This window comes from Oscillatoria sp. CS-180 (genome assembly GCF_028330965.1).
GTDB lineage: Bacteria > Cyanobacteriota > Cyanobacteriia > Phormidesmidales > Phormidesmidaceae > Halomicronema.
Genome location: NZ_JAQMUB010000028.1, coordinates 1 through 25,934 on the forward strand (window position 1 = coordinate 1; position 25,934 = coordinate 25,934).

Below are 25,934 nucleotides of genomic sequence, written 5' to 3' on the forward strand. Positions count from 1 at the left end.
CCCCCGATTGCCATGTAGGCGCAGGGGAACAGCAGCAGACCAGACCAGCCGATGAAGACGAATCGGTCGCGCTTTAGCCAGTCATCGAGGACGTCGAACCATCCTCGCTGGGCTTGCGCTCGTCCCATTGCTATGGTCATATCAAACCCTCTTATCTATAGCTAGAAATCCAGCATGTCTAGCATGCAAGACTTTGCATGTTTATTGCAAAGCTGCGATCGCACCAACAGGGAGCGCATAACTCTGCTTAACTAGAGTTAATCCCTATCGGTACCTCCTAAACAGCGCCCTAAAGCGCAAGCTAGGAAATGCAGGTTTCTAATTATGATAGGGAGAGATCCAAAATTTTACAATCTGATACTTAAACTCTCAGGCAATGACTGCATCCATAAAAGCCAATATGAACGATGTTCTTCGGTACCCTGTCTTGGGTGCACGACGTCTCAGTAACTACTGGTGGGCAACGGTTGTGACCCTCGGAGCAACAGGTTTCTTTCTGGCGAGTCTCTCAAGTTATCTGCACATCAACCTACTCCCTTTTGCCGATCCGACTTCTTTGATTTTCATCCCTCAGGGGGTAGCCATGGGATTCTATGGAGTCGCTGGCATCCTACTGGCAAGCTACTTGTGGGTGATTATTACCCTAGATGTTGGGGGTGGTTACAACGAATTTAATAAAGAGACGGGCAAAGTCCGTATCTCCCGCTCCGGCTTTTTCGGCAAAAATCGCAAAATTGAAATTGAGCATCCACTCGACAAGGTTCAGGCCGTTCGGGTTGACATTCGTGAAGGCATCAACCCCAAGCGGGCACTGTATCTCCGGATTAAGGGCCGTACTGATATTCCCCTCACCCGCGTAGGGCAACCGCTGCCGCTGTCGGAGTTGGAGAATCAAGGTGCAGAGCTAGCTCGTTTCTTACAGGTGCCCCTTGAGGGGTTGTAGGCGTCAGGTTTAGCTCAAGCTAGGCAAATCAGCGGCCTTCTGTTTTTTCTTTCGGCTATCACTCTGACACCTGATCTTTAAGAATGTGCCAGAATGAGTAGCCTTTGTGATGAGAGAGAACCTTATGATGATTCAGTTTCGACACTGGAGCTGGATGCTCTGCTTAGTATTCTTGCTGCTGAGCGCTTCTGCTTGTACAGGCGGCGATACGGCAGGGGATGTTTCACCGGAAGCCGCTCCTGATGAGACAGCAGTGATAGAGGAGATGCCAGAAGCAGCCTCTGAGGAAGCAGAGAGTCCTACCGAGTCTGATGCGGTGTCTACTGGCCCCATTACAGGCTTGCCGACACTGGATGGTACAGCAACCGTCGAGATGCAGATCAATGGGGACGTCGTGGTGATGGAGCTGGATGGCTCGCAAGCTCCTGTGACAGCGGGTAACTTTGTGGATCTTGTGCAGCGAGGAGTTTATGACGGCGTTCTGTTTCATCGGGTTGAGAAACCGCCTAAATTTCCTTATCCGTTTGTGGTTCAGGGTGGTGATCCCAACAGCACGGATCCCGATGTACCGCTAGAACGTCTGGGAACAGGTGGCTTTGTCGATCCAGACACCCAGCAGGAACGTTCAATTCCTCTAGAAATTCAGCCTGCCAACGCAGATGAGCCCATCTACGGTGAAGTTTTTCAGGAATCGGGAATATTGCAGCCTCCTGCACTGCGCCACACTCGGGGAGCCGTTGCGATGGCGCGATCGCCTCAACCCAACTCGGCCTCTTCGCAGTTCTACATTGCCCTGTCTGATCTCCCCTCCCTAGACGGTAGCTATGCCGTGTTCGGCTATGTCACTGAAGGCATGGATGTTGTGGACAGTATTGAAGCAGGAGACATGATTGAATCGGCAACGGTGGTCTCAGGTATTGAAAATCTGAACCAACCTGAATAGAAACTTCGAATGACAGTAGTGGTGACTGGCATCGGGCTGGTGTCAGCTTTGGGGACGAACACTGAGAACATTTGGCAGCGATTGCTAGGAGGGGAGAGCGCGATCGCTCTGCGCCAACCTTTTCAATCGTTGTCGCCTCGTCCGATGGCTATGATTGGCAAACAGCCTAGCCATTTGGACGATTTGCTATTGCAGGCAACTCGCCAAGCCGTTCAAGATGCTGGCCTGTCGATGAACTTGCCTGAGTGCGGTGTGGTGTTGGGCAGCAGTCGCGGACACCAAGCCCAGTGGGAAAAAGGCCTAGTTGACGGAGCTATTGAGGGCTGGCTATCGAGTCTACCCCACATGGCAGCGATCGCAATTGCTCGCCAGGTGGGTAGCCAGGGTCCAGTGTTGGCTCCCACAGCTGCCTGTGCGACGGGACTCTGGGCGATCGCTCAAGGAGCCAGCCTTGTCCGCTCTGGACAATGCGATCAAGTCTTAGTTGGAGCCGGAGAAGCTGCTATTACGCCCCTAACAATCGCTGGCTTTGAGCAAATGCGGGCACTGGCACAAACGGGCTGTTATCCCTTTGATGAACAGCGAGAGGGCTTAGTGCTCGGAGAGGGGGCAGCAGTCCTCTTGCTGGAATCTCAAGCCTCTGCTGAAGTGCGATCGGCAAACGTATACGGCGAGGTTCTGGGAGTGGGTCTGACTGCCGATGCCAACCATATCAGTGCTCCCGATAACGCCAGCTATGAGGGAGGCTTGGCTGCCATTCGCACCTGCCTAGCCCAGAGTGATTTGACGCCAGACGATATTAGCTTCATTCACGCCCATGGAACTGGAACCCGACTGAATGATGCCTACGAATCGACCCTCATTCAGTCAACGTTTTCCCCTGATATATCGGTAACAGGAACAAAAGGGGCGACAGGGCACACCTTGGGAGCCTCAGGCGTGATCGGGGCGGCTGTCTGTCTGCTAGCCCTGAAAAATCAGATTCTTCCGCCCTGTGTCGGCCTCAAAACGCCTGCCTTTGAGCTGAACTTCGTCAGACAGGCCTACCCATCTCACTTCACCAATGCGCTGTGCTTTGGCTTTGGGTTTGGAGGACAAAACGCAGTGATTGCTTTTGGCTATACCGAAGTCTGACTTTCCTTTTCACCCCCCTCTCCTTCCAGCAGCGATTCCAGCAGCGGGGTGATCTCCTCTTTCAAATAGCCAGCTCTGATGAATTGAGCGTAGGTGTCGGCTTCGATCGCAACTAAACTTTCATTCAAGCGACTAATTAATATTTCTGACAGCTCGGGATTGTCCCGCTGCTGGACTCTCATGTCTTCTTGGATCTCTTCCAGCTGGCCTTCTACTAAGGCAATCTGATAGTTGCAGTATTCCTCATCAACCGTTTTGTTGTCCTTCACGTCGTTTAACTCGTCCAGCACGCGGGATAGCGCAACTCGTCGAGCAATCTGCTGAATAAAATTCTGCCGCAGCGGCTGATCGCCTAATAAATCTAGAGACTGTAAAAGGGGCTTTGTTGTTAAGCCTTGTACAAGGAGTGTGAACAGCATGACGCCGAAAATAATGGCGATAATGTCCTCTCGTTCTGGCAGCGATTCCGGCACGCTCAACGCCAGCGCCACCGATACCGACCCTCGCAGACCGCCCCACCAAAGAACAATCTGATTCTGCCAGGTAATGTCTGAGTCATCCCACCAGTTGCTGATGTTGCTCAGGCCAAAGATGCTGACAGCCCGAGCCAGACTCATCACTAAAATGGCGATGAGAATGGTACCAATATTGTCGATCAGACCGTCAAAGATGACTTGATCCCCAATCAATAGGAACACAATTGAGTTCACAAAAAACGCAACGAAGTCCCAGAACTCAGAAACGGAAAGGCGTGTGCGAGGACTCATGCCAATGCGAGAGCCAAAGTTGCCTAGAATGAGTCCCGTTGTCACCACGGCAATTACACCGGAGCCCCCTAACTGCTCCGCCACCAGATAAGTTCCGTAAGCGGAAACTAGGGTGAGCGACTGTTCTACCAACGGCAGATCGAAGCGTTGAGTCAAGTAAGAAATGCCGAATCCAATCAGGCTACCAATGCTGACCCCGATCCCCACAAACACCAGGAAGCGGGAAACCGTCACAGGAATGTCGAACTGTTCAACCCCTAAAGCAATCCCTAACAGCAAGTTGTAAGCAACAACCGCCACGCCATCATTGAAGAGACTTTCCCCTTCCATTAACGTCGTTAGCCGTTTGTCAACGCCAAGTTCTCGAAACAGTGCCACCACTGATACCGGATCGGTTGCCGATAGTCCTGCCCCTACTAATAGCGCGGTTGCTAAGGAAGCTCCAGCAAACTGCTGTAGTCCTAAAAACAAACCTCCGACACAGATGACTACGCCCACTACGGCAAATAGCCCAATCGGGAGCCAGTCATTCTTCAAATTGGACCACTTGATATTCCATGCCGCTTCGAATAGCAGAGGTGGCAAGAAAATAAAGAGGATCAGCTCTGGAGAAAGATTGATGAGTCGAACATCAATGGTTGCCAGTCCCAGACCCACCAATAGCAGCAGTAGCGTGTAGGGAATGTTGCGAAGCCAGCTGAGTGCTCTGGAGAGCGTTGCAACACCGAGGGAGACCGATAATACCAATAAGAACCTGCGTAACCCTTCTTCAATCAAGGGATCTTCGATCGCAGTTTCAGTGAGCAGCAGTGGAAAGTGCATAGGTAACGCAATTCAAGGAAAACGGAGCCATTCAGAACATTACCTTAAAGCTTTTAGGGAAAAATGGGTCAAAGAGCGTATGTTACTTGCGCTACTGACACACTTCCTAGAGAGCTAGACTTAACTTTGACGAAGTCCTTTAGCTTGTTTCAGAAGAGAATCAGCAAAAGAAAGGGCCTCTTGATGGGTCTGTCCCCCAGCCAACTGGGCCAACTCATCTCGGCGCATGTCTTCATCTAAGGGCACTACTCGGACAACCGTTCTGACCTGATCGGCTCCATCATGACTGTCAGCCGGTTTGGGCTTGCGCTTTCTGCCAGACGTCGTTTTGGTCTGTTCAATAACTTCTTTGCCAACTCGGAAGTGGGCATCTGCCATAGCAGCTACCATCGGCTGGTGAGTAACACACAGGACCTGCTGCGATCGCCCTAGCTGATAGAGCTTTTCTGCGATCGCTTGGGCTACTCGGCCCGACACACCGACATCAACCTCGTCAAACACGAGTGTGTTCACGATATCCAGCTGAGTCAGGCAAGCCTTGAGCGCCAAGAGAAAGCGGCTCATTTCTCCCCCAGAAGCAGTTTCTGCCAGGGGCTGCAACGGCTCTCCAGGATTAGGGCTAAAGAGGAACTGAATTTTGTCAGCGCCTGCGGGTGTGGGGGCGATCGGGGTCAAACTGACCTGAAACTGCACTCGGTCCATTGCCAAGGGTTTAAGTTCTTTGATCAAACTATCTTCTAGCTGCTTGGCAGCCTGTTTACGCAGATCGGTCAGCGTCTGACAGTCTTTGTCCAGCTTCGCGACGGCTTTCTCATATTCTGCTTCCAGCACTTCAATAGACTGGCCTTCGCCATTGAGGAGTTCTAGAGAGGCTTGAATTTCTTGAACGTAGTCGATTAGATCAGCCAGGGACTTGCCATACTTGCGAGTGAGCTGCTTAAGCTGGCTAATCCGCGCTTGCACATCCTGTAATCGTTGGGGATCCGTTTCAACATCTTCCCCATAGGCATTCATCTGTCGTCCAGCCTCTTCGACCTGAGCGAGCGCATCGTTCACCATGTCTAAAATGGGCTCAACCGTATTGTCGTACTGCTGCATATCTTCCAGGGTTTGGACGGCTTTTCCCAGCAAGTCAGCACAGGCTGCATTGTCTTGATCGCTTTCATAGAGCAGCTGATAGGTTTGATAGCTTTGCTGCTGAAGTTCAACTGCATGACTAAGGCGCTGCTGCTCTTGTTCTAGCTGGGCAAGTTCCTCAGGATCTTCCAGACCTACAGCGCTGAGTTCTTTCCACTGATAATCGAATAGATCAAGCTGTTCCTGGCGCTGCTGTTCTGCTCGTTTTCGTCGCTCCAGAGCCGTTTTGGCATCCGTCATCGACTGATGCTTTTCGGCCACAAGCTGTCGCTGTTTGGCTAGGGGCTGTCCTCCAATACCGTCTAGCCAGTAAAGCTGCATTTGGGGATCACCTACTTGTAGTGTCTGTCCCTGAGCGGTGATTTCAATCAGATGCAGCCGCAAGGCTTCCACCTGAGGCTTATTAACCGAGGCTTCATTTAGGCGAGAGCGACTGCGAACCGTATTTTTACCAGCGGTCAGTTCACGCACACAGATGAGGCGATCGCCCTCCATAGGAACGTCATGCTCCTTAAGCCAAGTCCGCGTTCGCTCCGTAATCTTGAAGGTTGCCTCGATCAGGCCGCGCTTTTCTCCAGCTCGAATCATGCGTTGGCTGACTCGCCCGCCCAAGACTACATCTAGCGCATCTAGGAGGATCGATTTTCCAGCGCCTGTTTCCCCCGTGAGCACATTCAGGCCAGCCTCGAAATCTAGCGTGAGATTGTCGATCAGAGCAAAGTTTTCAATCTTCAGAGCAACCAGCATAGACAGTGATTCACGAGTGCATAAAAATCTAACTTGGTAAAACTCTTATTAAAGAGCCAATGACCACGAATCTGCCAAAGAAAGGAATTTTTCTCAGCCTTTCTCTATCTTTACAGACTGGGATAGCAACAGAAGCATCGTGAAGTATAGCCGTCACCAGTTCCGTCAGGACCAGACGGCGAGCCATCAGGCTGTGGGCTAAACACTCGAATGCTGTTGGGTGCAACAGCCTAGATGACCAAAGCTATGAATCACGGGAAAAACGCTCGTCTAGCTGTTTCCAAAAACACTATGACACGAAACGATTGGGTACCTCACGGCTGATAGAATTTCACTCCTATTTCTCTTTATTGAAACGTTTACTGCACTCCCTTTAAGCTACCGCACAAAAGTACGGATGAACCATCTTAAAGAAATGACGGGTTTTCCGCCCCATCTTTCTGGCCTAGACTCATTACAATGGTTAAGAAAGGTAAATTCTGACGCGAGGCTGTGGTGACTCAACTAACCCAATCACCTGACCCATTGACTAAACCTGAAGTTGAAACGGTTGATCCGAACGCTAATGCGATCGCTGAAACGGTTGATCCGAACGCTAATGCGATCGCAGTTGCAGCTGTTCAGAAGGAGTTGAGAAAGCCAGAAGCATCTCGCACCTTTGACCCCTTTGAAGAGTTTGCTTACGATCCCGATGCGATCAACGCCCATTACGGACGCAGGCCTTTTAGGGTCGTAGCCCGTTTGGCGATGATTATCTGGCCCTTTATCACTTTCTTCACTAGAGTGCTTTGGAATCGCCGTGGTGTTGTTTCAGAGCGAACTCAACGACGACAGGCCATTCGGCTACGCAAACTGCTGACAGATTTAGGCCCTGCTTACATCAAGATTGGGCAAGCCCTCTCCACCCGTCCCGATCTAGTGCCGCCTGTTTACTTAGATGAGTTAACTCGTCTTCAGGATCAGCTCCCGGCCTTTCCTAATGACGTTGCCTTTCGCTATATCGAGGAGGAACTGGGTGCTTCCCCTACTGACATCTATGCTGATTTGTCCCCAAATCCGGTTGCAGCGGCTTCTTTGGGGCAAGTTTACAAAGGGCGTTTGAAGACAGGTGAAACGGTTGCCGTCAAGGTTCAGCGTCCTGGACTAGCTCAGCGAATCACGCTAGATATTTACATTCTGCGGCGACTGGCTCAGTGGGCAACTGCCAACATCTCTCGCATTCGCAGCGACTTGGTTGCCATCATGGACGAGTTTGGCGCCCGCATTTTTGAAGAGATGGACTACACCCATGAGGCGGCAAATGCAGTACGCTTTGCTGAACTGTATGGGCATCTGAAAGATATCTATGTTCCCAGCATCTACCCCAACTACACGGCTCGCCGCGTATTAACGATGGAGTGGATTGATGGCACCAAGCTGACTCAACTCAATGAACTGGCCCAGCAGGGGATTGATGCAACTCACCTCATTGATGTAGGTGTGCAGTGTTCCCTCCGTCAGCTCCTGGAGCATGGTTTCTTCCACGCCGATCCCCATCCGGGTAACCTCTTGGCAACGCCTGATGGCAAGTTAGCCTATCTAGACTTTGGCATGATGAGTCAGGTTAAACCCTATCAACGCTACGGACTGATCGAAGCTGTCGTGCATATGGTCAACCGTGACTTCGAGGGGTTAGCCAGTGACTATGTCAAACTTGAGTTTTTGACACCAGATACTGACCTGACGCCCATCATCCCTGCCCTTACCGAGGTCTTTAGCAATGCCTTAGGGGCTAGCGTTGCGGAATTGAACTTTAAAAGCATTACGGATGAGTTCTCAGCGCTAATGTACGAGTATCCTTTCCGGGTGCCAGCATACTACGCACTAATTATCCGATCGCTGGTCACCCTCGAAGGAATTGCCATCAACGTTGATCCCGACTTCAAGGTCTTGAGCAAAGCTTATCCCTATGTCGCCAAGCGACTGCTGACGGATCCCTCACCTCAGCTCCGTTCATCTCTGCAAGATCTTCTGTTCAAGGACGGTGATTTTCGTTGGAACCGATTAGAAAACTTGCTCAGAAACGCTAGCGACAGTGACGACTACGACATGGAGAAGGTGATCAATCAGACGGTTGATTTCTTGTTCTCTGAGCGGGGAGAATTTATCCGCGATCGCATTGCTGACGAGGTGGCTAAAGAACTTGATCGTCTAGGGCAAAACGTTGTGCAGACGGTTCAGACGACTGTCAGACAGCGTCTAGGCTGGGACGACAGCACAACTTACACCAGTTCACTGTCAACATCAGCAGTTCCAAAAGACAGCAACTTAGATCGCATTCTGCGAATTGTTGATATTCTTCGTCAAAACGAAGGGTTTGACGCTTCCGTCTTAGCACGTCGTTTACCGCAAGTGCTAATTAAGCCTGAGACCCGCGATATGGGTCAGCGTATTGTTGGCAACCTAACGCAGCGAGCCGCAGCCCGGTTTATTCGAGACGTTTTACTGGCGAATTCTCAGCCCACGCCTGAAATTGCGCCAGCTGCCTATACCCGTTAGGGTTTGGAGAGCGATCGCGGAATGACATCACGGAACGAGCAATTCAAGCTCGCTGTGCTCATGCCATCATGCGCCTTCTTCCTCCTGAAAAAGGACTACAGGCTTCTTCTAGCGATCGCACCCGATGGGTCGATTCAAACACGTTAACTTGGTGAACTAGCTCATTATCAATATCTACCCCTGTCAGCCAGCCACTTTTGGGATGATAGGCTCCCGTGTCAATGTCAAGCCATCCCGGACCTGACACAATCTGACCCGGTTTGATGTCTGGAAAGGTGAATGTGATCGTGTGCCCCGTCACGATCAATTTGTCCTGAAAATAAGGCTGAGGAGCGTTGTGAAAGGTATCTCGAATCCAACAGTATTCTTCAATGCTTTGGTCAGCCAGACTCAGTGATGGATTGATCCCCGCATGAACTAGCCAAATATCGCCGAGGTCTCTATAGAGCGGCAGTGACCTGAGCCACTCAATGTGAGTCATCAACAAGTCCGCATCGTCGTTATAGCTAGACAAGGTTGACTGCCCACCGCTGTAGAGCCAGGCATGTAGCGCTTGGCCAGATAGCACGTCATCCGCAAAGGCATCTAAGAGTAACTGCTCGTGGTTGCCTAGTACACAGGGATGCTGATGAGTAATGACATAGTCCACGACTTCTGCACTTTGAGGACCCCGATCAATCAAATCCCCTACGAAGTAGAGCTGATCGTCAGTATTGAGTGCAATTTTTTCAAGCAGCGTCATCAGGCCAGCATAATGACCGTGAATATCGCCAACAAAAATACGTCGGGACATGGGGCAAAAAATTTGACAGTTATGAACTACATTGATGAATGACTAAATTAAGCATGGCACCCCTAAAGATTTATCTATACAGACTAACAAGATTATCAAAGGTAAGTTTGCCCCTAATAATTAGGGTTGGTTTTTCTTCAGGAATTCCTTAACAAAACCACGCAATTAACCACGGCGATCGCGCTGAATATCGTAGATAGCTTTCTCAATACACCATCGCTTTGAGCGTTCTGGATGATTAAATTCAACCCGTTCAATTAACCGTTCAGAAACTCGTCGGTCTTTAGTGAGTCGATCTAAGCGACCCATTAAATGTCCTGGAACAGCTTGTGATGACGCAAATCTACGACCACGACGAGACGATGTTCTTGCTTGATAAAGCGGTTTTCGCCTCTGCTTCCACCACCACCCTATGGCGACTAAAACAGTTATTGCTAGCAATAATTCGACCATCGCAATCGCACGTTAAAGAGCTTTGAGAAATTCGTAATGGTGTGGGTAACTAGGAATCCGAGTTCAAGAATGGCTTCATAGGCTGGAATACGAACTAATCGTTTTGATGACCGTAGACCTATTGTTCCCCAATTTTTTCTGAGGATGTCGTGTTGACATCAGAAGTCACGCCAGGGTTTTCAGGGACAACAGTTGCCTCTTGAGCCGTTGTTTCTGACCTCTTTTTATCAATAGACTGAGGAACGGGATCGTATCCGCCTGGGTGAAAAGGATGACATCGGGTAATGCGTCGTATCGCCAACGCACTGCCTTTGATCACGCCAAACCGTTGCACGGCTTCAAGTGCATATTGCGAACAGGTAGGAGTGAAGCGACAAGTTGGAGGAAACAGTGGTGAAACGAGACGGCGATATCCTCGAATTCCCCAAATCAAAAGCGTTTTCATAACTGACAAACCTGGCTATAGAGCGATCCTATCTCAGAAGGTTGATCGTTTAGTGCAAGAAGACGGTGCGGTTATTTCGTAACGGAAGACGAGTTTTCTGGTAAGAGGAAGAGGTGCGATTATTCCGTTACATTTGTTAGGGTGCTTTGTGACGGTTTGGCTACGATTGTCTGTCAATTCTGCGTGCTCACTGATGTAGAAGCGCTTCAGAATTTTCTCTGCGCCTATCCAGATACCTACGAGAATTGCCACTATGCTACGCCTGGAAAATATCAGCAAGATTTATCCGACCGGTGAGGTGCTTAAAGACGTGACCTGGGAGGTCAAGATTGGTGATCGCATCGGTTTGGTGGGGGTGAACGGAGCAGGTAAATCGACTCAGCTTAAAATCATTCGAGGCGAAGTCGAACCGACAAGCGGCAACGTCATTCGCCCGTCGAGTTTACGCATTGGCTATCTCAATCAGGAATTTGAGGTTGAGAATGAGCGCACTGTGCGAGATGAATTTTGGACAGTCTTTAAAGAAGCCAATGCCATTCACCATCGGTTAGTCGAAATTCCGCACCAGATGGAAGCGGCTGGACCGGATGAATTAGATGCTCTTATCCACGAATTAGATCGCCAACAGCGAAAATTTGAAGCGCTAGATGGCTATGGCTTAGATGCCCGTATCGAAAAGATTTTGCCCGAAATGGGCTTCGATGCGACGGACGGGGATCGCTTGGTCAGCGAGTTTAGTGGTGGCTGGCAAATGCGCATGGGGTTAGGCAAGGTGCTGTTACAGGATCCGGATGTGCTGCTGCTGGACGAGCCTACCAACCATCTGGATTTGGAGACTATTGAGTGGCTAGAGAGTTACCTGAAGGGAGTCAACACGCCGATGGTCATTGTCTCCCATGACCGTGAGTTTCTGGATCGGCTCTGTACCCAAATCATTGAAACTGAACGGGGTGTCTCGACTACGTATCTGGGCAACTACAGCCGATATCTGGAGCAGAAGGCGGAAACCCGAGTGGCTCAACAGAGTGCCTACGACCGACAGCAAAAGGAAATCGCTCAGCAGCAGGCTTACATTGATCGCTTTCGAGCTAGCGCTACCCGGAGTACTCAAGCCAAAAGTCGGGAAAAACAACTGAACAAAGTCGAGCTAATTGAAGCCCCCGAGACGGATGTACGGACGCTGAAGTTTCAGTTTCCACCTGCCCCCAGAAGCGGACAGGATGTTGTTGTCATTGAAGACTTAACGCACTGCTATGAGGACAAGATTCTATTTCTAGGAGCTAACTTGTCAATTGAGCGAGGCGATCGCGTTGCTTTTCTCGGTCCCAATGGCTGCGGTAAATCAACCCTTTTACGGCTCATTTTAGGCAGAGAGCAGGCCACTGAGGGCACTGTTCGTTTGGGGCGTCACAATGTCTTGCCCAAATATTTTGAGCAGAACCAAGCTGAGGCGCTCGACCTGAATAAAACCGTTTTTGATACCCTACAAGATATTGTGCCCGACTGGAAAGTCGAGCAGGTCCGCACGCTACTAGGGCAATTCTTGTTCAGCGGCGACATGGTGTTCAAAAGAGTCGAAGCGCTGAGTGGTGGGGAAAAGGCTCGACTGGCAATGGCGGCCATGCTGCTCCAGCCCGCTAATCTACTGATTCTGGACGAGCCCACTAACCATCTGGACATTCCAGCCAAAGAAACGTTGGAAGCAACTCTCAGTCAGTATGATGGAACCGTCCTTTTGGTCTCTCACGATCGCTACTTTATCTCTCAGGTCGCGAATAAGATTGTCGAGATCCGTGACGGTGAATTGCGGCTTTATCGAGGTGACTATCACTATTATTTAGAGAAGCTTGAGGCTGAGAAAGAAGCAGCCAAACGGAAAGCTGCTGAGGCTGAACGGTCTGCGAAACAGGCTGCAAAGCGCCAAAAACAGAAAGAGAAGAAGAAAGCGAAGGCAGAATCGCGAAAAGCTGCACGAACCTAAAGCTACAGACGCTAGACAATTTCAATCCTAGGTCAACAATTCATTTGAGTTTTAGGAGAAAGTGGTGGACCTCCAAAACATTTGCTGTAATGGAATGAAATTGAGAAAGATCAATGGGGCTTCGGCCCTCTAGGCTTGTGACCTCAATAGCATCCAGGTGCTTAACGCATGCTTGATGGTTCGTCGCCTTGTCCTACGGAACTGGCGATGGCTGTAGCGAATCACTGTAAAAAATACTTGAAGCCACTATTTTTCGAGAGCCAGAGCGACTGATACGGTGCTAGTCTGCGTGGAAAGTCAAAATTGCAGCGTTGGAAGGTTGCATCCACTTGCAAATGAGGCGATTACTGATAAGCTCTTGAAAAAGCTCGTAGATTCTTAAAAACGTTTCTCAGCATTTTCTTTTTGATCAACATTTCTTACGCTAGGGTGCAATTGAAACCAAAAAAATTGATGGTGCGATCGCCCCGGCAATTGTCTAGTTTCAGGAATTCTAAAAGCCAATGACTCAAGCGCCTATCCCGCCAATGGTGCTCATTATCTTGGATGGTTGGGGTTATCGAGCAGACAATGATGGCAATGCAGTAACCGTTGCCAAGACGCCTGTAATGGATAGTCTCTGGCATGCCTATCCCAAAACCTTAGTCCGCACATCTGGAAAAGACGTAGGTCTACCCGATGGACAGATGGGTAACTCTGAGGTGGGGCATCTCAATATTGGAGCTGGTCGAGTCGTTCCTCAGGAACTGGTTCGCATCTCGGATGCCATTGAGGACGGCAGCATTCGAGAAAACGAAGCGATGCTGGACGTTTGTCAAACTGTTCGCTATCGAAAGACGAAGCTCCATCTTGTGGGTCTGTGCTCAGAGGGTGGTGTTCATTCTCACCTGAAGCATCTCCTGGGTTTACTGGAAATGGCTAAAGCTCAGGACGTTGAAGAGGTTTGCCTGCATGTGATTACGGATGGACGGGATACTAAACCGACAGATGGCTATCGTTCTGTCCAAGCCATTCAAGATTTTATTGAAGCGCATCAAATTGGCCGCATCGTAACGTTGAGCGGTCGCTATTATGCGATGGACCGGGATCGGCGCTGGGATCGCGTGCAGAAAGCCTACGACGTTATGGTGAATGATGGTGAGGGGGACGGTCGCACTCCCGTCGAGATCATGCAGGCTGCTTACTCAGCTGAAATTACAGATGAATTTATCGAGCCGGTTCGGATTGCTCCAGGCGCAATCGAATCTGGTGATGGGATCATCTTTTTCAATTTCCGTCCTGATCGGGCCAGGCAATTGACACAAGCCTTTGTTGATCCGAATTTCAGAGGTTTTGAGCGATCTCAGATCAAACCCCTCAAGTTTGCCACGATGACTCAATACGACTCTCATCTGCCTGTGCAGGTAGCCTTTCCTCCACAAAATTTGAGTAACATTTTGGGTGAAGTGATTGCTCAAAATGGTCTCAAGCAGTTTCGCACAGCAGAGACCGAGAAGTATGCCCATGTCACTTACTTCTTTAACGGGGGGTTAGAAGAACCCTTCGATGGCGAAGATCGAGAACTGATCCCCAGTCCTCAGGTGCCAACCTATGACAAAGCTCCGCCAATGTCGGCCACTCAGGTCACCGATGCTGCGATCGCTGCAATTCAAAAAGGCGTTTATTCGCTGATCGTGATCAACTATGCCAACCCAGATATGGTGGGCCATACGGGCAATATGGACGCGACGGTTTTGGCTCTACAAGCCGTCGATGCAGAAGTTGGACGACTTATCGATGGCATCGGACAAGCGGGAGGAACGGCTATCATCACTGCTGATCATGGCAATGCTGAATATATGTGGGACGAAAACCACAAGCCGTGGACAGCCCATACGACCAACCCCGTTCCGTTTATTCTGATTGAGGGTGAACGACTCAAAATTCCAGGGCAAGCAACAGAGGCCAATCTCCGTTCAGATGGTCGCCTCTCTGACATCGCGCCGACCATTTTAGATATTTTGAATTTAACGCAGCCTCCAGAAATGACTGGACGCTCAATGCTGCTTCCCGCGCCCATGGATGTCAAGCCTAATAGAACGCCCGTTAAACTTAGCGTGTGAAAATTTGGCGCTCTAGCCTTTTGCTCTGCTCTGTCCACGCGCTAGGATATCAGAGCGTATCTGGTGGAAGTTTGTGCTTCCTTCTCTCTAAAATTCTGGACACTGAAAAAGATGACTGTAGTCACCCTCATCAAAATTATTTGGGCTGTTTCCGCTGTTGGACTAACGGTCTTGGTGCTGCTTCACAGCCCTAAAGGAGACGGTTTGGGTGCTTTGGGGGGACAAGCTCAACTCTTCACCAGCACAAAAAGCGCAGAGACCACTCTAAATCGCGTCACGTGGACATTAACAGCATTGTTTATGGGCCTAACGGTCGTTCTTAGTGCCGGTTGGTTAGCGGTTCCTCAATAGGGCGCTGTAAGGAAGGAATGAATTTTAAGTTCTCACTTTTGAGTTTTGAATGATTGAGTCATCGGCGAATCCAAAGCTCAAAGTTGATACTTAAATAAGTTCCCGTTCCTAAGGATGTTTTACCGTAGAAAAAGGCATTGCTTGAGGTCTCTTAGCATAGAGACTTTCAAGCAATGACAAATTGAGGTAATTGCCCAATTCAGCAACACCTAAGATCCAAAACCAACATCACCAATCGCCAGAGACAACAGGCAGTTCGGTTCCCGCTTCTGAAACAACCCTAATCGGTAACGTTTCGTTCGTTTCGAGCCGTTCAAACTGAACGAACTGTAATCCTTCCGACGCTGAACGGACGGTCACTTCATATTCGCTTCCGGTCCAAGCAATCTCATCGATCTCATTACCGATCAGCCAAACTTCAGCCAACACTCCCTGATTGATGGCTTCTGGGCGATCGCCTTCATAGCAGGCATCCATTGCATCAATGCTCGTCCAGACACCGCTCAGAAAAATCGGTTCGGTGCGAGCACTGAGACCATAAGTGGTGAACGTAATCACCGATCCGTTCCAAAACTTATCCGACAGTCCTCTCAAGGGTTCTTCCTCTAGAGCGGCTCCATACCGAGGGTTGTTCAATAATGCAGTGGTCTGTTCCGAAAAACTGGTGCGCTGCCAACCTGGACTTTCTCCACAAATTTCGTAAGCGACTGGTTGACTGGAGAAATTTGTGATCCCAGTATCAGTTCCGGTATCAGCGACACCGCCTGATTGTGACTGCACAATAGTAATTGCCTCAGATTTAGCCGAATGAGAGACACCGGCGTCTAGTGCCTGAGGACAGCCATAAATTCCAGCAACGCCCAAGGAAAGCGCACCGATTCTAATTAATTGCCAGGAATTTTTTTTCTGCATCTGGCTCACCCTCTGCCGTAGGACAGCACTATTGGAATAATTTCACTGTGTCATTGTTGGCAAGATGCTCGGCGCTACTAGCAGCCAAATAGCTTGCTCAAAAACGCATACCTTCAGGAGTAGTATGCGATCGCCTACCAGAAACTAGATTTCGAGATCTGATTCCACCCTGTGCGTTCTGAATGGAACAGTGCCGATACTCAGCTACTGATCCATCAAAGGCCATAGCTATAGACCATGAAGCTTGGAAGAACGGTTGTGGCGATCTTCAGAGAAGGTTACTCACGTAAACTAACGACAAACATGAGTGATGTGAAATAGATTGAAAATTCTATTTCTGATGCCTAACTCTCAACAGGCTCCCGTCATTGCTTCATTACGGATGACACTGACAGAACCGTTGAGACCTTTGTTGCCGTTCTTTATCCTGATGAACTCAGTCGGCTGTTTGAGAACAGCTCTAACTCAATTCGTCATTTACTTCATGCAAGGCAGACCTGTAGAAATCCGAAAATTCTGTATGGCTTACAGATATAGCTATCGCCAGTTTCGTTAGGACAGTATGGCGAGCCACCTGCCTATGCGCTAAGCACTCGGATGTGACTGGGCGCACTAACTTAGAGGGCTAAAGCTATACATCAAGGATTTGAATACGTCTTACTCTTAGCATACCGGAGCATCCGGAATAAGAGTGTTTTCTAACAGACTTGAAACAGATAAAAAGCGCATGCGTTGATCCCCGTACCGCATGCGCTTTTATAGTCCTGTGCAGCTTCCTTAAGTACATCTCAGTACCTTAAGGGAGTAGGGAATGGGGAACAGAGAATGAGGTGTGCTTGATTCAAATGCATGTCACTCTATCATTGGACAACCCATGCTGCTCAGCCCTATTGATGGTGCCAGGTGATCCCTATCTATGGCATCAGGGATTGATTCATCTATCTCAATGTCCTGGCTTTGGCTGTGTCAGAGCTTCAGCTAAGGCTGGGGACAAAGCCTCCACTAGTTGTCCTGGTGGACAACCGAGAACCGTCTGCCGTGCTGCCAGCCAGCGACCGGCATGAGCATGCCACCAAACAGCAGCGATCGCGGCTATCAATAGCTGATCCCCGCCTTCAGGATCTCGGCGGTAGTGCTGCGCTGCCAATCCAGCCACGAGTCCGGTAAGCACATCTCCACTGCCTCCCCGTGCCAAGGCCGCCGTGCTGTTTGGATTGAACCAAAGCTGACCATCAAGGTGAGCGATCGCGCTGATGGCCCCTTTGAGAATCACGGTGCAATGGGCAGCTTGAGCGGCTTGCTGTGCCGCCTTTCCTGGGATGGTGGCCTCCTGCCAGATATCAGGAAAAAGGCGGCGAAATTCACCGGGGTGGGGAGTTAATAGCGTCGGTGCCGAGCGCTGGGTCAGACGCTGCTGGGGATCATTTTGGGACAGCCAGTTCAGAGCGTCTGCATCTAGAACTAAGGGGCGATCGCATTCCATGATGGCTTCAATCACCTCAGCTTGTGGGGTCATTCCAGGACCGCAGGCCACACCATCATAGTCGTCCCACTCTAAGGCATCGGGAAGCCGTGCGATCGCCCCTGTTTCAGTCTCTGGAGCAGCAATGACTAGGGCTTCGGGGATCTGACTCACAACAGTATCTTTCAGCCCTGCCGGGACTATGAGCGTCAACATGCCAATGCCGCTAGCGATCGCGCCCTTGCCGGCTAACAGAGCTGCACCTGCATACTGCCGTGATCCTGCAATGAGCAGGAGATGACCTATCGTATATTTGTGAGCAATGGGCGATCTGGGCAGCGGTAGATGGGCGATCGCGGTTTCAGATGTAATCCGCTGCACTGAAGGTGAATGTGCTAGAACGGGCTGAATAGCGGCTGTCGGAATATCAAAAGGAATCAAATGAGGTTCGCCGACATAGGGTAATGCCCTATCTTGCAGCAGCCCCAACTTCCACAATCCCAAACAGAGCGTCTGATCAGCTTGGATTGCGATGCCCAAAACATTGCCTGAATCTGTCTCTAACCCTGACGGCAAGTCGATACTGACAACGGGAACCGAGCTGTTATTGATGGACGTGATCCCGGTAGCGATCTCTCCGCTTAAAGGTCTTGTGAGACCAAACCCAAACCCGCCGTCCACAATTAAGTCATAGCTGTCGAGATTGTCTTCCAATGGGTCGCAGGAAATACCAAGATATTCCAGATAAGTGCTGTGCTGTCTTGTCAGCGTTTTGACCTGAGAGAAAGGACACCATAAATGAACTTGATATCCTTGATGATGCAGCTCACGGGCCACTACTAGGGCATCGCCGCCATTGTGACCTGGCCCGACAATGAAGCCAACTTTGGACGTGCGATCGCGGGGATAGCGTTCAATGATCCAACGCGCTATTCGGCCCGCCACCTTCTCCATGAGGGCAGCCACAGGCATTCCTGCATCAAACAGTACCGTTTCGATCCGCTGCATCTGCTCAGCAGTGACTACCGCTAAATCACAGAGATCTGGTGGCGACCCGTCAGTGTAAAACCTATTCGTCACAACCCCTCTTGAAACTCACTCTCTACTCCATTAAGTGAGTCATACTCGTCTGACGCTTGCCTACTCAAAATGTACTCTAGCTCCACCCACTCCGGAGTCCCGGAGATAATTGCTCCATTCTTGAGCAATACCGTGATCATCGTAGGGACCCACAGCGACATGGGGACCCCGTGGAGCAGTCCGGGTGCGAACCAAGTTGCGGGGGGCGCCCAACGCAACAACCTGATTGACGATATTAGATAAATCAGCCGTACTGCCCGGAATAACCACGTAGTAACCGGATGGGATCGCCTCATTTTCAATGACTGGGGTGGTCAACGGTGGCGGGCTCATGCTCTCTGGAAAAGCGGTTGTCGGACTCGGCGGCGGCAGTACTGAGTTCCCTGAAGGAATCGCCGTTTGAAAAGGAGCGACCTGCCCAAACTCAATTGAAGAGGGAGCCGCTGCCACTGCTGTTGCCGGAACTTCGCTCACAGCGACAGTTGATGGGACCGACGATAAGTCAAAGTCAGAGGAGGGGGTGACTGCGATGGGAGCACCTGCGTAATCCGTGGCTTGGATTTTGGCTCCAATGCCAAATGTCGCCAGCTCATCGGCTCGGATTTGCGCGTTCTGAAAAGAGCTGAATCGCCCGGCTTGAATGACGGATTGCCCATCAACGTAGTTGACGAAAGCCTCTGGCTCAATTTGTCGTATCTGAGCTAACAAGAGATCGCTGCTGCCGTTGACTAAGACGAGATATTGCTCCCCAGTGATCACTGAAGGGGTTCCTCCGGTGGTGCTCGGTAGAGGCGGGAGGGGGGTAGGCAATGCCTGAGCAATCGGCGGTAGCGTCTGATCGGACTGGGCGATCGCTGGGCTGATCGCCGCTGAAGTGATCGCTCCAACCACAAGACAAGCACCGGCGAGGAAATGCCCTCTACGTAGTCGAGACCGCCCAAGATAACTGGACGCAGAAAAAGCAAAATAAGACGACGGGATTGTGAATTTCATAGACTTTTTCCCAGCTTATAGCTGAAGACGAGAGGGCAATGCACAGTGAATCTATGAGCTGACCTCGGCCTTATCTACGAACAGTCGAGGTGAATGCTAGCCTAGGATAGTTACATTCATAAAAAAATTCCAGACTTTTTCGAAGATGAGCAAGATTGTTGTGGGTCTTTCCGGAGGAGTCGATAGTTCGGTGGCCGCTGCAACATTACATCATCAAGGCCATGACGTTATCGGTCTAACCCTCTGGCTAATGAAAGGGAAAGGGCAGTGCTGTTCTGAAGGCATGGTCGATGCTATTCGTCTCTGCGATGAACTTGGCATTCCTCACCATGTTGTGGATAGTCGGGATACGTTTCAGGCCAATATTGTGGACTATCTGGTTGAAGGCTATCAGGCTGGGATCACGCCCCTGCCTTGCTCCCAGTGCAACCGCACGGTGAAGTTCGGTCCAATGTTGCAGTACGCCCGCGAAGAACTCGGCGCGGCAGCGATCGCCACTGGACACTATGCCCGTATTCAGTTCAATCCTCAGACTCAGCGCCATGAACTGCTGCGAGCGGTTGATCGCAATAAGGATCAGTCCTATTTTCTGTATGACCTTAACCAGGACATGCTGAGCAACCTGCACTTTCCGCTGGGGGAACAAACCAAAGCAGAGACTCGTCGTATGGCTAGCGAGTTGGGTCTGCACACCGCTGAGAAACCTGAAAGCCAGGATCTTTGCTTGATTGAACACCATGGCTCTATGGGTAGCTTTTTAGACAAATACCTGGCTCCCAAACCGGGCAATATTGTGGACACGCAGGGGCGCATTTTAGGACGGCATAACGGCATCCATCACTACACGATTGGTCAGCGTAAGGGGTTAGGCATTGCCGCAGCCCACCCGCTCTATGTGGTTGCCATTGATGTAGGACGCAATCAGGTCATTGTGGGCGATCGTGCCAGTGTTCACTATCCGGAATGTACCGTCCACCGCGTAAACTGGGTGTCAGTGATGTCTCCTGAACAGCCGATGCAGGTGACGGTTCAGATCCGGTATCGGTCCTCGGCTGTGCCCGCAACCATTGTGCCGCTGGCGTTTGATGACTCAGCTGACGCGGTTGCTCAACGTGTCAAGGTCGTCTTTGACGAACCTCAGTTCGGCGTGACGCCGGGTCAAGCCGCTGTTTGGTATGACGGGGATAAGGTTTTGGGAGGCGGCATCATTGAGCCTTTGCCTGTTGAGCAGCGGGTCAAGGCTGCCTTAGCACAAACAGCAGTCTCTGAATAGCTGATACTGGAGCGAGTTCGGATTCTTTCAGTAGAAATGCTGGTTCCGGTGTCAGTTGGGGCATACTGAGCGCGTCAAGTTGTACGTTTACAGAGGATCCTAACCTTGACTACAGAACATGACATCAATCTCGCTCATGGGGGCAATCTGGTTCACCGGGTTGCCACGCCTGAAGAGCGGGAAAATTTTTTGGAAAAGGGCGAGACGATGCCCAGCATTACCATTGACGAGCGAGCCGTCTCTGACCTGGTGATGATTGCGATCGGTGGCTTCAGCCCGCTCGAAGGCTTTATGAGCCAGGCTGACTACGCTACGGTCGTAACTGATATGCGGATGGCGAATGGTCTTCCTTGGGCAATTCCAGTCACCTTGTCGGTTGATGAGGCAACTGCAGAGCCTTTGAAGGAAGGCATGTTGGTCCGCTTGGATGATGCCAACGGGCGGTTCGTCGGTGTTCTACAACTTACAGAAAAATATAAATACGACAAGTCCAAAGAAGCTATTAATGTCTATCGCACTGATGAAGAAAAACATCCAGGCGTAAAAGTTGTATATGAGCAGGGTGAAGTCAACCTAGCAGGTCCCGTCTGGCTATTGCAGCGAGATGACCATCCCTTATTCCCTAAATACCAAATTGATCCCGCCGTATCTCGGGTGATGTTCCACGAGCGTGGATGGAATACGATTGTCGGATTTCAGACTCGTAACCCGATTCACCGTGCTCATGAGTATATTCAAAAGTGTGCTCTGGAGGTTGTGGATGGTCTCTTCCTGCATCCCTTGGTCGGAGCTACCAAGAAGGATGACATTCCGGCAGATGTCCGAATGCGCTGCTACGAAATCATGATGGAGCATTATTTTCCGCAAAATCGTGTGATTTTAGCGATTAATCCTTCTGCAATGCGGTACGCTGGCCCTAGAGAAGCGATCTTCCATGCCCTCGTCCGTAAAAATTATGGCTGTACTCACTTCATCGTGGGCCGTGACCATGCTGGAGTCGGTGACTACTATGGCACCTACGATGCACAGCATATTTTTGACGAATTTGAGCCAGGTGAGTTGGGGATCACGCCCCTGAAGTTTGAGCATGCGTTCTACTGCACTCGAACCAGCACAATGGCGACGACGAAGACAAGTCCTAGCAAGCCTGAGGAGAGAGTGCATCTTTCCGGTACTAAAGTCCGTGAGATGCTTCGCCGTGGCGAACTACCCCCACCCGAGTTTTCTCGACCTGAGGTAGCTGCTGAGTTGGCGCGGGCTATGAAAGTTGCTCAAGAAGTCTAGAAATGGGATAACCCTGCTGTGACGCTGGGACGACGAGAGTTTTTGCAGCGGTTAAGCGCAGCCCTAGCTGCGCTTGGTATGACGGAAACGACCCTAATCGGGTCGTCGAATGCTTACCAACAGGCATTTGCAGCTTCTGCTCGTTGTCTCGCGTTACTGGTGGGGATCAACAACTATTCGCCTGAAACTTGGCAAGAAGTACCTACTAGTAAGGGCACTTTTTTACAAGGAGCTGTTACTGATGTCGAACTCCAGCGAGAGCTTCTGGTCAATCGTTTTGGTGTGCCATCCCGAAACATCGTGACATTGGTCAATGCCGAAGCGACCGTTAACACGATTTTGGAAACTATACAGGGACACCTGATAGCTCAAGCTGAGCCGGGTGACACGGTGATTTTTCACTTCAGTGGTCTGGGCAGTCGCGTTCATCTACGGGGGCATCCCGACGGGGAGTATTTGCCCACCCTAGTTGCCGCTGACAGTGCCCTCCCCGCTAACGAAGTCCCTGTTATTCAGGATTTGTTTGAAGAAAGTATCGTTCAGTTACTGAAGGGTCTTAAAGGGGTCAAAATATTGACCGTCATCGATGCCAGTGCGGCGACTCAGGCTGAGGGATTTAAAGGCAATTTTCGTGTGCGATCGCGCCCCACATCCCCTTCAGGCATTTGGCAAACCCCCTTTGATCCCCAGTTGCAAGAGCCTCGAAAGTCTCTGAAACAGCTTTCCAAGAACTGGCCTGGATTTTTACTGCGAGCTAACGCGGTCGATTTTCCAGCATTGGAAGGCAACTGGGATAGCTTCAGTGCTGGCCTATTTACCTATGCTCTGACTCAGCAAATTTGGACCACTCTACCCGCGCAGCGGCAGCAGTGGTTCATCTATCGCATCGATCGCAAAATGTCTGCTTGGACGGGCACCGATAAGGCCCCGCAACTTTTAGGGCAGCGATCTAGTCAACAAACGGGCTTGCCCTTGCTCACCGGACGTCTGCCTAAACCGGCTGCAGATGGCGTTGTCAAGACGATTGATACCGTCAACAAAACCGCTACTCTCTGGCTGGGTGGCCTCTCTTCTGAACTCCTGCCATACTGCGAATTAGGCTTGCGACTACAGCCACTGCCCACTTTGCCAGGACTAGCGGCGATTCCCAAGGGCACATTGACTGTCAAAACGATGAATGGACTGCGGGCCAAGGCAGAGGTCGTCCAAGAGGATCCCCTTGCTGTAGGGACTCCACTTGTCGAAATCGAACGACGATTTCCGAAAGAAATCACATTAACTGTAGCCCTTGATCCAGATCTAGAGCGTATTGAGCGGGTTGATGCCACTAGCGCACTATCCAGCATGTCTTACATTTCAACGACAGCACCCGGTGAGCGGCAGGCCGATTGTTTGTTTGGTAAGGGAATGCTGTCATCTCGATCGCTTCAGGGTGCTGGTGGCCAAACGGAAGGTACGGGCACTCAGCCCGATGTCAATAGTGATCCCCCCGCCGTTCAACTCGGATATGGCTTGTTCACACCGGATCGCTCTCCGATTACAGGAACGGCTGCTGAGGATGAAGAAGCCGTCAGAACAGCCATTAGCCGGCTAACCGCACCGCTAAGAAGTTTGTTGGCGGTCAAAATGCTGCGGCTAACGACTAATTCAATTTCGTCTCAGCTGCCCGTCAGACTGAGCTTAGAAACGCTGAAACCCAGCCGAAAAATGATCCTAGTTGAAGAAACTCTGCGATCGCGCCAGATTGCCAGCACGTCCTCCGGTAGCCCTGGCCAAGTTGCGTTCGACAATCTGACAAATTTTAGTGGTGATAAATGTCAAGTTCGGCTGCTGAACTCTGGACAAGTACCGCTGTATTACCTGTTGGTGAGTATTGTTGAAAAAAATCGGCTGTCGATTTACTGCCCGCTGGTAAATCTGCCAGAAGGGGTTGAGCAAACTAGCAGCGAAATTGCTGAGGCTAGTCTTCTATATCCTGGAAAAAGTCGTCGATTTCCTCAGACGGAAGAAACTACTTTTTCACTCCAGCCCTTACAGTCCACAGAAATTTTCGCCATTGCTTGCACTCAGCCTCTCTCAGAAACCTGGAAAGCAATTCGGACACCCGAATTTCGCCAGCTCAGCGATCGCTGGTCCACCATTTCCGAACCCTTAGCAATGACCAAGGCGCTGTTCCGGGACCTCAACTCTGCCAGTACCCAATCCGGAAATCGAGATTCCTCCATTCCCGAAACGATCACTGCCTTGAAGTCCGCCGCGTGGTCAACATTGTCTCTGTAATGACAGACTTTGGGCTGGCAAACTGTCACACCTGGCCTGTCCCGTCTTGCTACCTTCCGGCAGGGTAATTGCACGCCAGTTTCACTCTTTCTACTAAACCGTCCTTGAGGTCAACGATCAGTGTTCGAGAGTAGCTTTCGAATTTCTCTGGTTCTAAATCAAGTTCAGCAGCGTTTAGGTTAATAAAAAGCTCAAGGGTATCTGACCTATCATTTAGATGTCACTACTCAAAAATTTTGTTTAGGCTCAAGGCAAAGCAACCCAGCTGTTTGTAGCTTTAGCCATCTAGGCTTGTGCATCCAATAACATCCAGTTCCTTAGCCCATAGCCAGATGGCTCCGCCGTCTTGTCCTAACTGAATTGACGACGGCTATAATTCCGAGAGCTAGCATCAAGTAGGAAGGATCTCTTGCCTATAGCGAAGTCTGCTTCGAACCTCCACCACAATCGCAAATCTAAGCTTCACCATCGTATGAGTACTGAAATTGTGATTACGTTGTCAGATGAAATTTATCAGCGTGCGGAGCGCTTTGCACGACTGGTAAATCGGGATATTGCTAGTGTTTTAGCAGACACTATCCAGCTTTATATTCCGCCAGTCGAGGCAGACGTTGCTGATATTGCGCCTGTTGCTGATCTGTCGGATGATCGAGTTTTAGCCTTGACAGAATTGCAAATGGAACCGGAGCAGGACGCTCGATTAAGTAAATTGCTCAATCGTCAGCAGGCAGGTCTTCTCAATGAAGACGAACGTCTAGACTTGCAGACCTTGATGCAACTTTACCAAGAGGGGCTATTGCGAAAGGCGACCGCTCTCAATGAGGCGGTTAAACGTGGCTTACTGAAACCACTTAGCCAGTGAGTCAAGTATCTGAAGGGGTGCGAGCAAGAGTCAGAGCGGCGGCAAAAGATGAGTGTGGCTATTGTCGCAGTCTGCAGAAATATGTTTTAGGTGTTCTAGAAATTGAACATATCATTCCTAAAGCAGCAGGGGGATCTGATGATGAAGAAAATTTATGGCTGGCCTGCCGCCTTTGCAATTCATACAAAGGTGTTCAAACCCATGCCAAAGATCCAGTGACCAATCGCAATGTGAAATTGTTCAATCCCCGACAACAAAACTGGTCAGCTCATTTTGCCTGGACGAACGAGGGGATTCGCATATCAGGACTGACAGCTACTGGTCGTGCAACTGTTCTAGCACTGAAATTAAACAACTACTATGCAGTCACAGTCAGACAGGCTTGGGTATCGGCTGGATGGCATCCGCCAACTGACAAAGTTTAAGATGATCGGCTTGTGAATGACATTTTCAGTAGATAGTCTTGTTGGCGTCAATCCAAAATGGCTAATAGAAAATCCAAAATCTGGCATTGTTGAGTTTAGGGATGAATTAGCCAGAAGCCAACTGAACATGCCCCCTTTAAGTTCCTCAAAATGAGGGACTTAAAGCGGTCACTTCTCAGTAAGGGCAACCCGATCATTCCGCTATTA

The 25,934-nt window shown here is 50.3% G+C and carries 20 protein-coding genes and 2 pseudogenes; 13 read left to right on the top strand and 9 right to left on the bottom strand.

Annotated elements, in window-relative coordinates; genetic code table 11:
- Positions 1-140: pseudogene (locus tag PN498_RS05580) on the bottom strand (photosystem II D2 protein (photosystem q(a) protein)); the annotation flags it as partial.
- Positions 141-376: 236 nt separating this feature from the next.
- On the opposite strand from PN498_RS05580, the gene PN498_RS05585 reads away from it, so the two are divergent.
- The 3 genes from PN498_RS05585 to PN498_RS05595 all read left to right on the top strand — a co-directional run bounded on the left by PN498_RS05585 (position 377) and on the right by PN498_RS05595 (position 3,020).
- Complete coding sequence (locus tag PN498_RS05585) at positions 377-943, top strand: photosystem I assembly protein Ycf4 (protein ID WP_272061731.1); 567 nt, start codon at positions 377-379, stop codon at positions 941-943.
- A 124-nt stretch (positions 944-1,067) separates the two neighbouring features.
- On the top strand, positions 1,068-1,886 hold the full coding sequence (locus tag PN498_RS05590; RefSeq protein WP_272061732.1) for a peptidylprolyl isomerase: 819 nt from the start codon (positions 1,068-1,070) through the stop codon (positions 1,884-1,886).
- Between the two features lie 9 nt (positions 1,887-1,895).
- Entirely contained in the window at positions 1,896-3,020 is a 1,125-nt protein-coding gene (locus PN498_RS05595) for a beta-ketoacyl-ACP synthase (protein WP_272061733.1), read from the top strand.
- Here the strand turns inward: PN498_RS05595 and PN498_RS05600 are convergent.
- Complete coding sequence (locus tag PN498_RS05600) at positions 3,005-4,609, bottom strand: cation:proton antiporter (protein WP_272061734.1); 1,605 nt, start codon at positions 4,607-4,609, stop codon at positions 3,005-3,007. The genes PN498_RS05595 and PN498_RS05600 overlap by 16 nt on opposite strands.
- Positions 4,610-4,729: 120 nt before the next feature.
- On the bottom strand, positions 4,730-6,493 hold the full coding sequence (recN, locus tag PN498_RS05605; RefSeq protein ID WP_272061735.1) for a DNA repair protein RecN: 1,764 nt from the start codon (positions 6,491-6,493) through the stop codon (positions 4,730-4,732).
- A 495-nt stretch (positions 6,494-6,988) separates the two neighbouring features.
- On the opposite strand from recN, the gene PN498_RS05610 reads away from it, so the two are divergent.
- Positions 6,989-9,031: an ABC1 kinase family protein gene (locus PN498_RS05610; protein ID WP_272061736.1), complete on the top strand. Its 2,043-nt coding sequence runs from the start codon at positions 6,989-6,991 to the stop codon at positions 9,029-9,031.
- A 58-nt stretch (positions 9,032-9,089) separates the two neighbouring features.
- Here the strand turns inward: PN498_RS05610 and PN498_RS05615 are convergent, their stop codons facing one another.
- The 3 genes and pseudogenes from PN498_RS05615 to yidD form a co-directional block, all read right to left on the bottom strand.
- Positions 9,090-9,824 carry a metallophosphoesterase family protein gene (locus PN498_RS05615; protein ID WP_272061737.1) on the bottom strand — a complete coding sequence of 245 codons (735 nt, stop codon included), beginning with the start codon at positions 9,822-9,824 and terminating at the stop codon, positions 9,090-9,092.
- 165 nt (positions 9,825-9,989) lie between these two features.
- Complete coding sequence (locus PN498_RS05620; RefSeq protein WP_272061738.1) at positions 9,990-10,277, bottom strand: hypothetical protein; 288 nt, start codon at positions 10,275-10,277, stop codon at positions 9,990-9,992.
- Positions 10,278-10,515: 238 nt separating this feature from the next.
- Positions 10,516-10,722 (bottom strand): annotated as a pseudogene (gene yidD / locus PN498_RS28470) (membrane protein insertion efficiency factor YidD); the annotation flags it as partial.
- 253 nt (positions 10,723-10,975) lie between these two features.
- On the opposite strand from yidD, the gene PN498_RS05630 reads away from it, so the two are divergent.
- The 3 genes from PN498_RS05630 to secG all read left to right on the top strand — a co-directional run bounded on the left by PN498_RS05630 (position 10,976) and on the right by secG (position 15,156).
- Positions 10,976-12,703, top strand: a complete 1,728-nt coding sequence (locus tag PN498_RS05630; RefSeq protein ID WP_272061740.1) for an ABC-F family ATP-binding cassette domain-containing protein — start codon at positions 10,976-10,978, stop codon at positions 12,701-12,703.
- A 503-nt stretch (positions 12,704-13,206) separates the two neighbouring features.
- Complete coding sequence (gene gpmI, locus PN498_RS05635) at positions 13,207-14,805, top strand: 2,3-bisphosphoglycerate-independent phosphoglycerate mutase (RefSeq protein WP_272061741.1); 1,599 nt, start codon at positions 13,207-13,209, stop codon at positions 14,803-14,805.
- Between the two features lie 111 nt (positions 14,806-14,916).
- On the top strand, positions 14,917-15,156 hold the full coding sequence (secG, locus tag PN498_RS05640; RefSeq protein WP_272061742.1) for a preprotein translocase subunit SecG: 240 nt from the start codon (positions 14,917-14,919) through the stop codon (positions 15,154-15,156).
- Positions 15,157-15,384: 228 nt separating this feature from the next.
- Here the strand turns inward: secG and PN498_RS05645 are convergent, their stop codons facing one another.
- Complete coding sequence (locus PN498_RS05645; protein ID WP_272061743.1) at positions 15,385-16,068, bottom strand: hypothetical protein; 684 nt, start codon at positions 16,066-16,068, stop codon at positions 15,385-15,387.
- A 340-nt stretch (positions 16,069-16,408) separates the two neighbouring features.
- Between PN498_RS05645 and PN498_RS05650 the strand changes: the two genes are divergently transcribed.
- Positions 16,409-16,624, top strand: a complete 216-nt coding sequence (locus PN498_RS05650) for a hypothetical protein (RefSeq protein ID WP_272061744.1) — start codon at positions 16,409-16,411, stop codon at positions 16,622-16,624.
- A 387-nt stretch (positions 16,625-17,011) separates the two neighbouring features.
- On the opposite strand, the gene PN498_RS05655 is transcribed toward PN498_RS05650, so the two are convergent.
- Positions 17,012-18,610 (bottom strand): NAD(P)H-hydrate dehydratase, encoded by a 1,599-nt coding sequence (locus PN498_RS05655; RefSeq protein WP_272061745.1) that lies wholly within the window; start codon positions 18,608-18,610, stop codon positions 17,012-17,014.
- 60 nt (positions 18,611-18,670) lie between these two features.
- Complete coding sequence (locus PN498_RS05660) at positions 18,671-19,603, bottom strand: hypothetical protein (protein WP_272061746.1); 933 nt, start codon at positions 19,601-19,603, stop codon at positions 18,671-18,673.
- A 106-nt stretch (positions 19,604-19,709) separates the two neighbouring features.
- On the opposite strand from PN498_RS05660, the gene mnmA reads away from it, so the two are divergent.
- From mnmA to PN498_RS05685, 5 genes are all read left to right on the top strand, one after another.
- Positions 19,710-20,876, top strand: coding sequence for a tRNA 2-thiouridine(34) synthase MnmA (gene mnmA, locus PN498_RS05665; protein WP_334312224.1), 1,167 nt, complete (start codon positions 19,710-19,712; stop codon positions 20,874-20,876).
- A 105-nt stretch (positions 20,877-20,981) separates the two neighbouring features.
- Entirely contained in the window at positions 20,982-22,160 is a 1,179-nt protein-coding gene (gene sat, locus PN498_RS05670) for a sulfate adenylyltransferase (protein WP_272061747.1), read from the top strand.
- 18 nt (positions 22,161-22,178) lie between these two features.
- Complete coding sequence (locus PN498_RS05675; RefSeq protein ID WP_272061748.1) at positions 22,179-24,440, top strand: caspase family protein; 2,262 nt, start codon at positions 22,179-22,181, stop codon at positions 24,438-24,440.
- A gap of 472 nt (positions 24,441-24,912) precedes the next feature.
- Positions 24,913-25,302 (top strand): hypothetical protein, encoded by a 390-nt coding sequence (locus tag PN498_RS05680; RefSeq protein WP_272061749.1) that lies wholly within the window; start codon positions 24,913-24,915, stop codon positions 25,300-25,302.
- Positions 25,299-25,727, top strand: a complete 429-nt coding sequence (locus tag PN498_RS05685) for an HNH endonuclease (protein ID WP_272061750.1) — start codon at positions 25,299-25,301, stop codon at positions 25,725-25,727. The genes PN498_RS05680 and PN498_RS05685 overlap by 4 nt, the downstream gene beginning before the upstream one ends.
- Positions 25,728-25,934: the final 207 nt, after the last annotated feature.